Source organism: Natronolimnobius sp. AArcel1, from assembly GCF_011043775.1.
GTDB lineage: Archaea > Halobacteriota > Halobacteria > Halobacteriales > Natrialbaceae > Natronolimnobius.
Map to the genome: position 1 here is coordinate 686,772 of NZ_JAAKXY010000001.1, position 13,042 is coordinate 699,813.

Sequence of the window (13,042 nt, forward strand, 5' to 3'; positions counted from 1 at the left end):
GCGCTGATTCAACCCAATATTTGCATCATGCTGTGACAGGTGCTTAGTCAACGCACAAGAACTGAGACAAGCAAAAGCAGCGCCCTGGACTAGACGGCAATTCCCCGCTCAGATCGGGTATTCCCGTTCGTCATGTTGGAGCGAGATCCACTTCGTCTCGGTGACCTCTCGGAGGATCTCCATGGTGTTGTAGCCGCCCATGCCCGACGCACCAGTGCCGCTGAAGGGGACGTGGGCTTCGTCGTTGATCGGCTGATCGTTGACGTGGACCATTCCCGTCTCGAGGCGGTCGGCGATCTGCTTGCCGGTGCCGACATCGCCCGCGTGGACCGACCCCGAGAGGCCGTACTCGACGGCGTTGTGGAGTGTAACCGCCTCGTCGATATCCGAGAACGGAATCACGGGCGCGATGGGGCCGAAGTGCTCGTTGCACGCCGCGGCCATGTCGTTCGTCGCATCCGAAATCACCGTCGGTGCGACAACCAGCGAATCGTCAACTCCCTCGACAGGGACCGTCTCGCCGCCGGTCTCGAGCGTTGCACCCTGCGAAATCGTCTCGTCGACGTACTCGAGCATCTCGTCGCGCTGGGAGTCGTCGATAATTGGGCCGACGACGGTGTCTTCGTCGTGGGCGCTGCCGGCGGGGAGCGATTCGGCGCGCTCGGTCAACTTCTCGACGTACTCGTCGTACACCGCTTCGTGGACGAGATGGCGGTTGATCGAGATACAAACCTGTCCCTGATGGACGAAGCTCCCGAAGACGGCGGCATCGACGGCCTGCCCGATATCGGCATCGTCGGTCACGATGTGGGCGTTGTTGCCGCCCAGTTCCATGGCGGCGATGGCGAGGTTCTCGCCCGCAGTCGCTGCGACCTGCCGACCCACGGGTGTCGAGCCAGTGAAGGCGACGACGTCGCTCTCGGGATGACCCGCCACGCGGTCGCCAATCTCGGAGCCGCGGCCGGTGACGACGTTGAGCACGCCATCCGGTAGCCCAGCCGCCTCGAACAGCTTCGCGAGGAGCAGTCCGCCCGAAATTGGCGTGTTTGACGCCGGTTTGAGCACGACTGCGTTGCCGGCGGCGATTGCAGGAGCGACCGCGCGCATCGACAGATTCAGCGGGAAGTTCCACGGCGAGATGACCGTAACGACGCCCTTGGGAACCCGCTCGACGATATTTTCCTTGCCGGGGATGTTCGAGGCGGACTGCTCGCCTTTCAGCCGCCGGGGAAACGTTGCGGCCTCGCTCGCCTGATCCGTCGCGAGCTGTACTGACGTTTCGCCCATAAGCTGGGAGCCGCCCGCCTCGTGCGCCAGCAGGTCGACAATTTCCTCGCGGTGCTCTTGCAGTCCCTCGATAACGCCCTGAATGACCTGCGCTCGTTCTGTCGGCAGTGTCTCGGCCCACTCAGTCTGGGCCGCAGCAGCAGTCTCGTAGGCGGCATCGACATCCGCCTCGCTGGCTGCTGGAACCGTCGTCAGTGACTCGCGCGTCGACGGATCCTCAACCGTGAGTTGCTCGCCGCTGTCGGGGTCAACCCACTCGCCGTCGCGGTACAAATTGCTCCAGTCAGTCGTGGGAGAAAGCTCGAGTGACATCACGGACAGTTCGCTCTCGAGTCGGAAAATACCCGTGCCAAACAGCGGAGTATAGGCCCTATAGCGACAGAATTCAGGATAATAACGGAGTTCAGAACGTCACTCGAGAAACGGAGAGTACTGTCCGAACGGCTACCCTTCGACACCCGTCACATCGAACCCGAGGTCGCGAATGTCCTCGAGAATTGCGTCGTGATCTGCGGTTGCGCGATAGTAGATGACGATATCGAAACTTCCCTCACGCAGGAGTTGCTGGCACTCCCAGACGAACTCCTCGTCCTCGAGTGTGAGTCCCTGATGCTGGTTCGAGGAGAAATCAGGGTCGTCGTTGCCCGAGTAGACGTAGCAGTCGGCAGGGTCGTACGTCGACTGCTCGGCGATGATGTCGCCGACATCAATCGTCGCCTGCATCATCTGGACGTCTTCTTGCCCGCTGTAGTCCGTATGGATGATCGCACCGTTGAGTTCGATCTCGCCCGGCTCGAGCAGTGCCTTGGTCCGCTGGTAGAGGTCCTGATCGACAACGTCGGTCATTGGCTGGAGCGAGGACGGCCTGACGGATAGCACTCACGATTCCGTCGGACCGGTCTGACGCCATGTGACGGGTCTATATGAGCATTTTGTGCGAAAGAGTAGTTGGTGTGCTGACGTGTATCACTGTCGGAGAGTCACACACAAGACACATAGTCGTTGGTATCGTCAATTCAGCCGATGAAGCGGTGGCTCCGTCAGCGTATTGATACGGTCTACGAGCGGCTGCTCTCGCATGAACTTACTGGTGCGCCGACACATATTGCGGTGATTCAGGACGGCAACCGGCGGTACGCGCGCCAGAACGGCGACGAGGCCCACGAGGGCCACCGTGCTGGTGCAAAAACCACCGAACGCGTCCTCGAGTGGTGCCAGGAAATCGGCGTCGAGGAACTCACGTTGTACACGTTCTCGACGGAGAACTTCGACCGGCCGGACGAACAGAAAGAGGCGCTGTTCGACCTCCTCTGTGACAAACTCCACGAGTTCGCCGACGCCGACCGCGTCCACGACAACGGCGTCTGTATCCGTGCTATCGGCGAAATCGAGATGCTCCCCGACCGCGTTCAGGACGCTGTCGACTACGCCGAAGAACAAACCGGCGAGTACGACGACTTCGTTCTCAACATCGCACTTGCCTACGGCGGGCGCTCGCGACTGCTCGAGGCCGCTCGCGGCGTCGCTCGAGAAGTCGATTCGAACGGTCTCGAGCCGGACGAAATCGACGTCGAGACGATTGAACAGCGCCTGTACGACCAGCCTGTTCGGGACGTAGACTTGATTATTCGACCCGCCGGTGAGGAACGAACCTCGAACTTCCTGCCGTGGCACGCAAACGGTAACGAGGCCGCGGTCTTCTTCTGTACACCCTACTGGCCGGAGTTCTCGAAAAGCGACTTCTTGCGAGGCATTCGAACGTACGAACACCGCGCGGAGTCCTGGCGACGCACCCGCGCCCGACGCGCACTCGCCTTACTCGGAGCCGTCAGCGAAGCCGAACTCACCGAAGCCCAGTCGGTCGTCAACCGATTCCGCGACTCACTGCCGACAGCCGAACGCAGCGAACTCGACAACCTCGAGATACTCGAGAATCGCGACCGAGAGCGTGATGCCGACAGTGTCGAGGGAATCGAGTCAGGGAGTCAGGCCGCAGACTAACGTCAGAAAACGCACTTTTGCCCGATTACCGCCCGAATCGCCGTGAGCGATTGCAGTACTCTCTGACTGCTCGCAGAAAGTCTCGTTTGCGAAAATCCCGCCAGTTGACGTCCGTGAAGTACAGTTCCGAGTAAACGGACTGCCAAATCATGAAATCCGAAAGGCGCTCCGCGCCGGCTTTGATCACTAGGTCCGGCTCCGAGGGAAAGATCAGATGCTGCTCGACGTGCTCGTCGTCGATCTCTGTCGGCTCGAGGTCGCCGGCCTCGACGCTTTCGGCGAGTGTCCGGACGGCGCTCGTAAACTCGTGTTTGCCGCCGAGGCCGATCCCGATCTGAATCGGCGCGTCCGCGGGCACCTGATCGTCCGGTCCGCGGACCGCGATATCTCGGCCACCAGGCCCCTCGAGTTCCTCGAGGTCGCGCCGAAGCGCAGGCACCGCATCGAGGTCGAGCACGCTCACGTAGACCGTTAGTCGAGACCCGTACGTAAACGCCCACTCGAAAAAGTCGACGAGCGTTTCGTAGGCACCGTCCTCGAGCAGGTCACGTTCGGAGATGACGAGCGCGACATGATCTGGGGGAGCGCCGTTGTGGCGTTGGATTCGAAGCGAAAGATACTGTTCGTACAGACCCACGGCACCTGGTTTCCGATCCGATACTATACAGATTGCGGTCACGGTCGGCTGGTGAGAGTCGCCTGCTGGCGCAGGAGAGCCAGACAGACGCTCACACGCACAAACTGACGCTCGAGGGACGTTCGGGAACCTTCAAGTAAACCCGACAGAAAGACACCCGTATCGTGACAGCACCCGTTCGACGAGCAGGCGTCTTTGCGGCGCTGTGTACGCTTGCTCTCGTCGTTCCGCTCTTTGGCACGCCGGTCGCGGTGGCGGTCGCCGCGGTCGTCTTACTCGGGGCTGGCGTCATCTCCGACGGCCCCGTGTTCGATCTCCTCGCCTATCCGGGCGATTACGAGGACGGTCGCCTCTACGGCCTCCTGACGTTCGTCCTCGCCGCTGTCTTACTCGGCGTGATTGCCGAAACCTCGTCAATGTCGACCGCCGTCTTCGTCGGCACTGTCTTTCTCGTTGGCTACGGCGACCTCGGTGAGCAACTCGCCCGCCAGCAAACCGACCACGACGTCGCTCGCGTGACCATCTTCTGTCTCAGCGCCCTCACCGCGGCCGTCGCCGGGCAGGCTGCAACCGTCGCGATCACCGACGGGACCGGCGCACTCGAGTCGGTGCTGCCGACGCTCGTCTTCCTCGCAGCCAGCGGCGCGTTACTCGCCGCCTTGCTCCGCGATATTCTCATGCTGTATGACGACCCAGTCGTCATGCTCTTTGTCGGCCTGCTGTTGTGGCTGCTTGCCGAACTCGAGCCAGCACTCGGGGCCGTCGAAATCACGATTGCACTGGCGATTACGGCTGCCTTTGGCTATGTGGCCTACGCGCTCGAGACGGCCTCGATTGCGGGGATGCTCACGGGCGTCTTGTTGTGCTTGCTGACGATCATCCTTGGCGGCTACGGCTGGTTCGCCGTCCTCGTCTCGTTTTTCGCAATCGGCGGCCTCTCGACGAAGTTCCGCTATGATCGCAAGGAGGATCTGGGCGTCGCCGAGGAAAACAACGGCGCACGCGGGATCGGGAACGTCCTCGGAAACGCAGCCGTCGCCATCGCAGCCGTCCTCGGCTATGCTGCCAGTTCTGCAACGGTTTTCCCCATCGACCTCGAGCCAACGCTCTTTCTGTTCGCATTTGCCGGCTCCGTCGCAACGGCGATGAGCGATACGCTCTCGAGCGAGATTGGGAGTATCTTCGAGTCGCCGCGGCTGATCACCACGCTCGAGCCGGTCGACCCCGGCACTGACGGCGGCGTCACCTGGCAGGGAGAGGTCGCCGGACTCGCCGGTGCAGCAATCGTCGCACTGATTTCGTACGGCCTGTTCCCAGAAGTCGAACTCATCGGCGCGGCGATTATCGTCGCCGCCGGCTTCGTCGGCATGACGGTCGATAGCCTCCTTGGGGCGACGCTCGAGGGAACGCTCCTCGGAAATCAGGGCGTAAACTTCCTTGCGACGCTGTCGGGCGCACTCGCCTGTGCACTGCTGGTCCTTTCGTTTGCCGTCCTCGGGTAAAAATCGACTCCTCAAGTCTCAGCAACGCAGACGCTACTTCTCAGTGAATGCGTGGTTGCTCTGCGTCTGCGACGTCTCCGTTTCCGTCGTGAGACCGCTCGAGTCATCCGTCTCTATGCGGGTTTGGTGAGTGGGCGCTTCCTCGAGTCCTGACAACTCGTCTGTGGCACGCCACTGGGCGTAGCCCGTCGCGTTCGTGGCTCCAAAGAGAAACACGGCCCAGAGAACGAGCAGTCCGAGGGCAACACCGGGTGGCGGACTCATACATCGCCGTACTCAACGCACGCATATCAACTGCGCGAAAACCGTCCGAAAAACACACTCGTTCGCGTAAAATGATGATAGAAAAGTAACTCACGCACAATATACACGAAATATTGAAAATAGTTTTTCAGGACAGATCGACTTGCTGTTGCGGTGCCTACGTATCCGGAGGCGTTTCGGCAACGTCGTCGATCGCGTGAACGCTCACGCTGGTCGGGCGTTTGGTGAACTGGCCGAGCGAGCGAGCAATAATCCGATCGACACCAACGTCAGCGGCCACATCCAGTAGCTGCTGGCTCAACACGTCATCGAGCACGACAGTCGTCGGAACAGGCTCACAGTCCTCGAGTTCGCTCGAGGCGGCACCCGAGTCAGCCTCTGCAATCGTCTCGTTGTCAGCGTCGAGAAAGCGAACGTGGTCGGTATCGTGGCGGATGACCTCGGTTGCGTGGCCGTAGACGGTCTCGTGGTCGACGGCCTGCTGTGTCTCGCCAGTTCCCTCCTCCGACGGCGTATCCGCTGCCGGCGCAGTCGCCGAGTCGGTGCCGTTCGTTGACTCCGTTACATCCTCGTTACTGCGTTGTCCAGCCGTACTTTCGGCAGAGACAGCAGGGGACGGCTCGAGATTGGCTTGCGTGCGTGTTGATGGATCGCGTATTGGAGAGGAACTCGAGTTCGCACTCGTCTCGTCGGCCGGTGCAGGCGCTGGCGAGGCGCTACCGTCGGTCGCGGCGATTGCTTCCCGCGGCTCGCTCAGACTCGAGACCGTCTCGTAGGGGACTTTGTTCCGAAGGGCGGTAAACAGCTGATGGTGGTCAAGTTCCTCGACGGACTCACCTGCAGGGGCGAACGCGACGTAGTCGATTTCACCCACTTGCTCGAGTTCCTCGAGAATCAGGTCGCCGCCGCGGTCGCCGTCGAGAAACGCCGTGACGGTTCGGTGGCGAGTAAGTTCTGCGACCGCGTCGGGAACGTTCGTTCCCTCGACTGCGATTGCGTTTTTGATGCCGTACTTGAGCAGGGTGAGCACGTCGGCGCGGCCTTCGACGACGATGATCGCGTCGCTGTCGGTGACTCGCGGACCCGCGGGCAGTCCCTCGTACTCCGTGATATCCTCGACGCGAACGTGCTGGCGCACCTCCGCGAGGATTTCCTCGGAACTCATCACGCTGTCGTCGAAGCCCGTCTCGAGCAATTCCTTCGCGCGGTCGACGACATCCTTGCGCTTGGCTGCTCGAACGTCTTCGATCTCGCTGACCTCGAGACTGGCCCGACAGGGACCAACGCGATCAATCGTCTCGAGGGCGGCGGCGAGGGTTGCGGTTTCGACTTTGTCGAGGCTGGTAGCGATGGTGAGGTGACCGTGTGATTGGCCGGCGGTGCTTCTGATTTCGACGTCGATGCGCCCGACTTTCTGGGATTGGCGCAGATCGCGCAGATCGAGTTCGTCGCCGAGGAGCCCTTCGGTCTGGCCGAAGATGGCACCGACGACGTCGCTGCGCTCGACGACACCGTCAGCGGTGACGTCCGCGTGGATAAGGTATTTCGAGGTGTCTTCCATGGGAGATCTGTCCCCGGGCAGGGGACGGCGAGAGGCGGCTGAAGCCGTATACCTTGAATGTCGGTCGTGACAGGCAAATAGCTGTTGACCTGCGCAGAACGGCGTCAGTATGCTGGACGATACCAGTACCAATAGAGCCAGACAGCGAGAAACACGACGAGTCCACCGAGGAAAAAGAGTAATCCGGGCGGGACGGTCGCCAGTGCATCCGGTTCGGCGACATCAGTGGCGTTCAACGCAGTGTCATCGGCAGCGGCGTCGTACCCATCAGCCGTCGGTTCGGCGTCGTCCGTATCGTCCGCTGGCGCATCATCCTCGAGGTCGTCCACCGATTCGTCCGCTGCGTCATCGCTTGTTGCCGCATCGTCAGCTTCCTCCTCCGACGCTTCCTCGTCGACTGTTTGCGTTCCGAACCCGTCGTCTGCGTCCTCGCGTGGCTCGTCGGCCGCCTCGGCGTCCGGTTCATCAGCCGACTCAGCTGACGCTCCAGAAAGCGTCTCGCCGTCGTCCGCTGCAGCGTCGCCATTGGCTGCCGCCTCGCGCTCTGTGTCCGGGGCTGGCGTGCCCGCCGGATCGACCCACTCAGTGACCCCGTGCTGGACGAGCAAGCTCCCGCCAGCGAGTGCGCCAACGCCGCCGATCAGGCGCGAAATCGCGGCTTTCAGCTGACTCGCTGTCGACTCGTCGCTCGTGACGATCAGTGGCCCATCCGTCGTCGCGTAGACGCTCATCTCGTTCCCCCGCGAGGAGTACCAGGTATCGACAACCTCGACGAGGCCCGCCTCCTCGAGATTCTCGAGGTGGTAGCGGACGTTCTGAATCGAGGAGTCGATGGCGTCGGCGATGTCACTCGGCGTTCCGGGGTCCTCATCAAGTCGCGCGTAAATTTGGCGGGCCGTCGTCGACGAGAGGGCGCTAAAAACCGCGTCGGCGTCTTCACCCTCGAGGTCGACGACGCGCGGTTGCCCTTCCTGTGATGGCGTTTCCGACCGGAAGGGGAACAGACGGGCCATATGACTACTGCTTTCATTCGCCTGCCGACACGTATACGCTTTTTCCTCGCTGAAAGAGCGATTTCAGTTTGGTATGCAGGGACTAGATTCGCAGACGGCGGGCAGGTCGAGGGCTGGCAGTTCCAGCGTTCGGGAGCGGTCACTCTCGAGCATTGTTGCCAGACAATTGGCAGACAGATTGCCTCGAGCACACCGATAGGAGAATCTCTTCAATCGTGATTTCTGAAGGGAAACAGTTACCAACGTCGACCCGAACCACCGCACATGCGTCGGCTCGAGATTGGTGGCTGGATTGTCGTCGGAGTCGTCCTCTGTGCGCTCTCGATTCCGTGGTTTCTCTGGGGGAACGCCACGACCATCGCGGGGATTCCGCTGTGGCTCTGGTGGCACATTGGCTGGATGCTCCTCGCATCGGTCGTCTTCTGGTACTTCGCCCAGACCGCGTGGGGAATCGGGATCGAACCCGAGAGTGAGGGCGACTCGAGCGAGCGCCCTGACCGGCCCCAGAACGAGTACGCCGGAGGTGACACCCGATGACGCTTGCGCTGCAGTTGGGGATCATCGTCGGCTACCTGATACTCGCGTTGCTCGTCGGCCTGTTCGCCTACCGGCTCACCGACCGGACCGCTGAGGACTTCTATCTCGCCAGCCGAACCTTCGGCACCGTCGTCCTCCTCTTTACGACCTTTGCGACGCTGCTGTCGGCGTTTACCTTCTTTGCCGGGCCGAACGTCGCCTACGAGCAAGGCCCCGAATGGGTGCTCGTGATGGGCCTGATGGACGGCATCATCTTCGCCATCCTCTGGTACGTCATCGGCTACAAACAGTGGCTCCTCGGCCAGCAACGCGGCTACGTCACCCTCGGCGAGATGCTCGGCGACCGATTCGGCTCGAGTCGCCTGCGCGGACTCGTCGCCGGAATCAGTCTGCTCTGGCTCTTTCCGTACGTCATGCTCCAACAGGTCGGCGCGGGCACGGCACTCGAGGCGCTGACCGAGGGCGCACTGCCGTACTGGCTCGGTGCAGGGCTGATTACGGCGTTTATGATCCTCTATGTCGTCCTCGCAGGGATGCGCGGCATCGCCTGGACCGACACCCTTCAGGGGCTGTTCATGCTCGTCGTCACGTGGCTCGCGCTGGTCTGGCTGCTCGCCGTGGTCGGCGGGCCGACTGCGGCCACCGCGGCGCTCGAAGCCGAAGTCGCCCAGCACGTCGCCCTCGGAAGTGACTTTTACACCGTGCAGTGGATGCTCTCGACGGCGATCACGATTGGCTTCGGTGTGGCGATGTTCCCGCAGGTGAACCAGCGCTTTTTCGCCGCGGGCTCGAAGACGGTGCTCAAGCGCTCGTTCGCACTCTGGCCGATTCTGTGCGTGCTCCTGTTCGTTCCCTCGTTCCTGCTCGGTGCGTGGGCACGCGGCCTCGATGTGACGGTTCCGGAGGGAGGGAACGTCCTGCCGATTGTCCTCGCAGAGTACACGCCGGTCTGGTTCGCCGCGCTCGTTATTGCCGGCGCGATGGCCGCGATGATGTCCTCGTCGGACTCGATGCTCCTTTCGGGGTCATCGTACTTCACACGGGACCTCTACCGACCGTACCTCGACCGAAGCGTCTCTGAGCGTCGCGAGGATCTCATCGCGCGCATCGGCGTCGTCGTCTTCGCGACCGCCGCGTTCCTCGCCAGCCTCTGGAACCCTGCGACGCTGTTCGAACTCGGCGACGCGGCTTTCAGTGGCTTCGCCCAACTCGCGCTTCCCGTCATGGTCGCACTCTACTGGCGACGGACTACCAGAGCCGGGATTACCGCCGGTATCCTCGTCAGTCAGGCGTTCTACCTCACGACTGTGTTTCTCGGAACGGTCGTAGCCGCACTCGAGGCGCTTGCGCTCGTTCCACTCCTCGGGGCACTCTCGCCTGCACTCATCGCCGTCGTCACGACGGTCTTCCAGCCGACGTATCTGGGTTGGACGGCCGGACTCGTCGGGATGGGACTCGGCCTAGCGGTCACCGTCGGCGTGTCGCTGGTAACGACGCCTGCGGCGGACGAACGACGGGCGATCTACTTCGACGGGCTGCGGGCGGACTGACGGCCCAGAGCGACACGTCAAAAGGGGCCGACCACGTACGGCGAGTCAATGCCTCCCTCTCTGCCGGAGTCGCTCGCCGATTCGTGGCAACGCGCCGGAACGAAACATGGCGAGTCGACCGTTCTGATCGCTTCGATCAACGCCGAGACGACGCTGTACGAGCCGACGGAGCCGACTGCACTTGCCGCCTACGGCGCGAGTGCAATCCCGCTTCACTCGCTGTTCGTCGTCGACCTCTCGATTTCGCCGCCGCTGTCGGCCGTCGGCATCGCCCCCGAAGCCGCCTTCTCGAAGGCCGCGCCCAAAGCCCGCGATCAATTCATCGATACCGTCGAAAGCGAAGGGATCCGTGTCGAGGACACGCGCGAGACGCTCGCGTTCGAAGCACCAAACGACACAGAGGGGAGATGGTACGTTCTCGAGACAACCCACCCACTCTCAGACGATGTGCAGGCGGAGACAAACATCGAGGCTGACGCGAACGGCCACGTTCCCGCGGAAGCCCACGTCGCCGTCTGGCCGACCAACTCGAGTTTCGCCGTTGCAGGCGGGACGCTTCCGCGTCCAGACGGCCTCGAGTCGCTCCCGGATGACCTCGCCGCAGAGCAGGCCGCCGATCCTGAGGCGGCTCGAGATACAATTTCGACGCTGATTCAGGCGCTCGATTTCGCGAGCGACGACTGACAGCGGCCCACTTATTCCGCCGTCGCGGCGACGATCAGTACGCGGGGAATTTTCGCGCGTAATTCGGGTGGGGACTCGCCCCACGGCCCCGCCTCGTGGTCGCCGGGATCAGACGAGCCGGGCTCTTTCAGTTCGTCGACGACAAATCCTGCCTCCCGCAATGCGTTATGCACGTCGCTGACTCGGCGGCGGTAGGTGACCATATTCGGATAGTCCTCGCGGTGGTCGACGAGAACGTGACGGCCGGTATCGAAGTAGCTCTCCTCGAGTTTGTGCGTCTCGGCGTCGGTAAGCGAGAAGAACGGATGCGGCATCGAGAAGACGAGTCGCCCGCCGGGACGGAGCACGCGGTAAGCCTCCTCGAAGCAGGCCTGCAGATCCGGCACCCACTGGAACACCCACGTGTTGAACGCGAGGTCGAACTGATCGGCCCCAAAGGGCAGCGCCGTCACTGAGCCCTCGGCGACATCGATTTCGAGGTCGTGCTCGTCGAACAGCGCCGTCGCGTGCCCGAGTTGCTCGCGCGAGAGGTCGATGCCCGTCACAGTGGCACCGCGCTCAGCGAGGGCAGCTGTATCCTGCCCGCCGCCACAGCCGAGTTCGAGGACGTCTTTCCCCTCGAGATCGCCCAGAAGCGTCTCGTCGTCGATATCGTCCCAGCCCCAGTTGATCCCGACAGAAATGTCGGCGGTTTCCTGAAACTCGTCGCTCGTGCGTTCCCAGCGCGCTTTCACGGTGCGATCCATGCAAACGTGTGCTGTGTGCGATACTATGAGCGTTTGGGTGACTGGAAATCGACATCGCGAATCTCGAATGTTGTGCCACCACCATCATCAGCGCCCTCATCGTCGCCGCCGTGTTCGGCGAGACTGATCGACCACCTGTGGGCGTCGACGATGGCCTCAACGATTGCGAGGCCGAAGCCAGTGCCCTCGCTCGAGGTCGTGTAGCCAGTCTCGAAGATCGAGTCGCGGTGGTCCTCGGGAATGCCGACACCGTTGTCTGAAACGGCAAAGCCGTCGGGACGGCCGTGGTCGTCCACGAGATCGGAGACGGTGATCGTCAGTGACTGGGCGTCGGCGTCGTCCGAGTCTGTCGGTTCGTCGGGGACGCCGTGTGTAATCGCATTCCGAAACAGGTTCTCGAGCAGCGCCTGTAGTCGCTCGTCGCTCGCACGAACAGTGGCGTCCGTGTCGACGACGAGGTCGTGTGGCCCCGTCTCGAGGCTTTCCCAGGCGGCCCAGGCGACCTCCGCGAGTGATATCGGGCGCATCTCAGCGACGATTTTCCCGTTTCGAGCCGCGGCGAGGACGTCCTCGAGCAGGCGCTCCATTCGATCAACGGCAGGGTGGACGTGCTGGAGTAACTCGAGGTCGCCGGACTCTTCGGCCAGTTCGACCCAGCCATCGACGACGGTCAGTGGGCTCCGCAGGTCGTGACTGACAACGGTCGCGAAGTTGTCGAGGTGTTCGATCTGGGCCGCCGTGCGCTCGCGCTCGAGTTCGTGCTCGAGGAGTCGCGCGATTAGTTCGGCGAACATCGTCTCGGTGCTCGAGAACGGCTCCGGTCGGGGATCGTGCGAGACGAAACAGACGGTCCCGTAGACGCCGTCCTCGAGCGTGATCGTTGTCCCGTGGTAGCACTCGAGGCCGTGGGCGTCGTAGGCGGCGTCGTCTTCCCATTCCTGTTCGGATGCGTGGGCGAGTGCGATTGGCTCATCCGCGCGAACGGTTCGCCGGCAGTAAGTCGTCTCGAGGTCGAGAACGAGACCGGGCGGGAACTCCCCGCCGACGGGGTCGGTGCTTGCGATGGACTTCCAGTAGTCGCTTTGCTCGTCGATTTTCGTCACGTGCCCGTTCTCGACGCCGAGATACTGCGTGCCGAGGTCGAGCGCCTGCTCGGCTTTCTGCTCGAACGAGCAGTCGGCACGCATGATCTCGTACAGCTGAACTCGAGCCGTATCCGAATCGAAAGTCGGCTCAGTCATCGTCTCGAGTCGTGTGCCG

13 protein-coding genes are annotated in these 13,042 nt (G+C 62.3%); 5 read left to right on the plus strand and 8 right to left on the minus strand.

Annotated elements, in window-relative coordinates; all coding sequences use genetic code 11:
• Positions 1 to 108 precede the first annotated feature (108 nt).
• On the minus strand, positions 109 to 1,599 hold the full coding sequence (locus G6M89_RS03275; RefSeq protein WP_165160358.1) for an aldehyde dehydrogenase family protein: 1,491 nt from the start codon (positions 1,597 to 1,599) through the stop codon (positions 109 to 111).
• A 132-nt stretch (positions 1,600 to 1,731) separates the two neighbouring features.
• Positions 1,732 to 2,133, minus strand: coding sequence for a DUF5778 family protein (locus G6M89_RS03280; protein ID WP_165160359.1), 402 nt, complete (start codon positions 2,131 to 2,133; stop codon positions 1,732 to 1,734).
• A gap of 177 nt (positions 2,134 to 2,310) precedes the next feature.
• Between G6M89_RS03280 and uppS the strand changes: the two genes are divergently transcribed.
• On the plus strand, positions 2,311 to 3,288 hold the full coding sequence (uppS, locus tag G6M89_RS03285; RefSeq protein WP_165160360.1) for a polyprenyl diphosphate synthase: 978 nt from the start codon (positions 2,311 to 2,313) through the stop codon (positions 3,286 to 3,288).
• 25 nt (positions 3,289 to 3,313) lie between these two features.
• Here the strand turns inward: uppS and G6M89_RS03290 are convergent, their stop codons facing one another.
• The gene (locus G6M89_RS03290) at positions 3,314 to 3,925 is read right to left on the minus strand and encodes an undecaprenyl diphosphate synthase family protein (protein ID WP_165160361.1); all 612 of its coding nucleotides are present in this window, start codon (positions 3,923 to 3,925) and stop codon (positions 3,314 to 3,316) included.
• Between the two features lie 164 nt (positions 3,926 to 4,089).
• Between G6M89_RS03290 and G6M89_RS03295 the strand changes: the two genes are divergently transcribed.
• Positions 4,090 to 5,427 (plus strand): DUF92 domain-containing protein, encoded by a 1,338-nt coding sequence (locus G6M89_RS03295; RefSeq protein WP_165160362.1) that lies wholly within the window; start codon positions 4,090 to 4,092, stop codon positions 5,425 to 5,427.
• Positions 5,428 to 5,460: 33 nt separating this feature from the next.
• Here G6M89_RS03295 and G6M89_RS03300 read toward each other — a convergent pair whose 3' ends face one another.
• The 3 genes from G6M89_RS03300 to G6M89_RS03310 all read right to left on the minus strand — a co-directional run bounded on the left by G6M89_RS03300 (position 5,461) and on the right by G6M89_RS03310 (position 8,265).
• Positions 5,461 to 5,691: a hypothetical protein gene (locus tag G6M89_RS03300; protein WP_165160363.1), complete on the minus strand. Its 231-nt coding sequence runs from the start codon at positions 5,689 to 5,691 to the stop codon at positions 5,461 to 5,463.
• 157 nt (positions 5,692 to 5,848) lie between these two features.
• Positions 5,849 to 7,252: a DNA primase DnaG gene (gene dnaG / locus G6M89_RS03305; protein WP_165160364.1), complete on the minus strand. Its 1,404-nt coding sequence runs from the start codon at positions 7,250 to 7,252 to the stop codon at positions 5,849 to 5,851.
• Positions 7,253 to 7,356: 104 nt separating this feature from the next.
• Positions 7,357 to 8,265, minus strand: coding sequence for a helix-turn-helix domain-containing protein (locus G6M89_RS03310; RefSeq protein ID WP_165160365.1), 909 nt, complete (start codon positions 8,263 to 8,265; stop codon positions 7,357 to 7,359).
• Between the two features lie 264 nt (positions 8,266 to 8,529).
• On the opposite strand from G6M89_RS03310, the gene G6M89_RS03315 reads away from it, so the two are divergent.
• Genes G6M89_RS03315 through G6M89_RS03325 form a run of 3 tightly spaced genes read left to right on the plus strand, consistent with a single transcriptional unit; the run spans position 8,530 to position 11,036 of the window.
• A complete protein-coding gene (locus tag G6M89_RS03315) occupies positions 8,530 to 8,802 on the plus strand; it encodes a DUF3311 domain-containing protein (RefSeq protein ID WP_165160366.1) in 273 nt (90 codons plus the stop codon).
• Positions 8,799 to 10,352: a sodium:solute symporter gene (locus G6M89_RS03320; protein ID WP_165160367.1), complete on the plus strand. Its 1,554-nt coding sequence runs from the start codon at positions 8,799 to 8,801 to the stop codon at positions 10,350 to 10,352. Before G6M89_RS03315 ends, G6M89_RS03320 begins: the two co-directional genes overlap by 4 nt.
• Positions 10,353 to 10,400: 48 nt before the next feature.
• Positions 10,401 to 11,036 (plus strand): hypothetical protein, encoded by a 636-nt coding sequence (locus tag G6M89_RS03325; RefSeq protein WP_165160368.1) that lies wholly within the window; start codon positions 10,401 to 10,403, stop codon positions 11,034 to 11,036.
• An 11-nt stretch (positions 11,037 to 11,047) separates the two neighbouring features.
• Here the strand turns inward: G6M89_RS03325 and G6M89_RS03330 are convergent, their stop codons facing one another.
• Positions 11,048 to 11,782 carry a class I SAM-dependent methyltransferase gene (locus G6M89_RS03330; RefSeq protein ID WP_165160369.1) on the minus strand — a complete coding sequence of 245 codons (735 nt, stop codon included), beginning with the start codon at positions 11,780 to 11,782 and terminating at the stop codon, positions 11,048 to 11,050.
• Positions 11,783 to 11,805: 23 nt separating this feature from the next.
• Positions 11,806 to 13,023: a HAMP domain-containing sensor histidine kinase gene (locus G6M89_RS03335; protein WP_165160370.1), complete on the minus strand. Its 1,218-nt coding sequence runs from the start codon at positions 13,021 to 13,023 to the stop codon at positions 11,806 to 11,808.
• Positions 13,024 to 13,042: the final 19 nt, after the last annotated feature.

Coding starts and splice junctions, on each gene's coding strand:
- G6M89_RS03275 (WP_165160358.1), bottom strand. CDS start 1,599: ATGTCACTCGAGCTTTCTCCCACGACTGACTGGAGCAATTTGTACCGC.
- G6M89_RS03315 (WP_165160366.1), top strand. CDS start 8,530: ATGCGTCGGCTCGAGATTGGTGGCTGGATTGTCGTCGGAGTCGTCCTC.
- G6M89_RS03325 (WP_165160368.1), top strand. CDS start 10,401: ATGCCTCCCTCTCTGCCGGAGTCGCTCGCCGATTCGTGGCAACGCGCC.
- uppS (WP_165160360.1), top strand. CDS start 2,311: ATGAAGCGGTGGCTCCGTCAGCGTATTGATACGGTCTACGAGCGGCTG.
- G6M89_RS03310 (WP_165160365.1), bottom strand. CDS start 8,265: ATGGCCCGTCTGTTCCCCTTCCGGTCGGAAACGCCATCACAGGAAGGG.
- G6M89_RS03335 (WP_165160370.1), bottom strand. CDS start 13,023: ATGACTGAGCCGACTTTCGATTCGGATACGGCTCGAGTTCAGCTGTAC.
- dnaG (WP_165160364.1), bottom strand. CDS start 7,252: ATGGAAGACACCTCGAAATACCTTATCCACGCGGACGTCACCGCTGAC.
- G6M89_RS03300 (WP_165160363.1), bottom strand. CDS start 5,691: ATGAGTCCGCCACCCGGTGTTGCCCTCGGACTGCTCGTTCTCTGGGCC.
- G6M89_RS03320 (WP_165160367.1), top strand. CDS start 8,799: ATGACGCTTGCGCTGCAGTTGGGGATCATCGTCGGCTACCTGATACTC.
- G6M89_RS03330 (WP_165160369.1), bottom strand. CDS start 11,782: ATGGATCGCACCGTGAAAGCGCGCTGGGAACGCACGAGCGACGAGTTT.
- G6M89_RS03280 (WP_165160359.1), bottom strand. CDS start 2,133: ATGACCGACGTTGTCGATCAGGACCTCTACCAGCGGACCAAGGCACTG.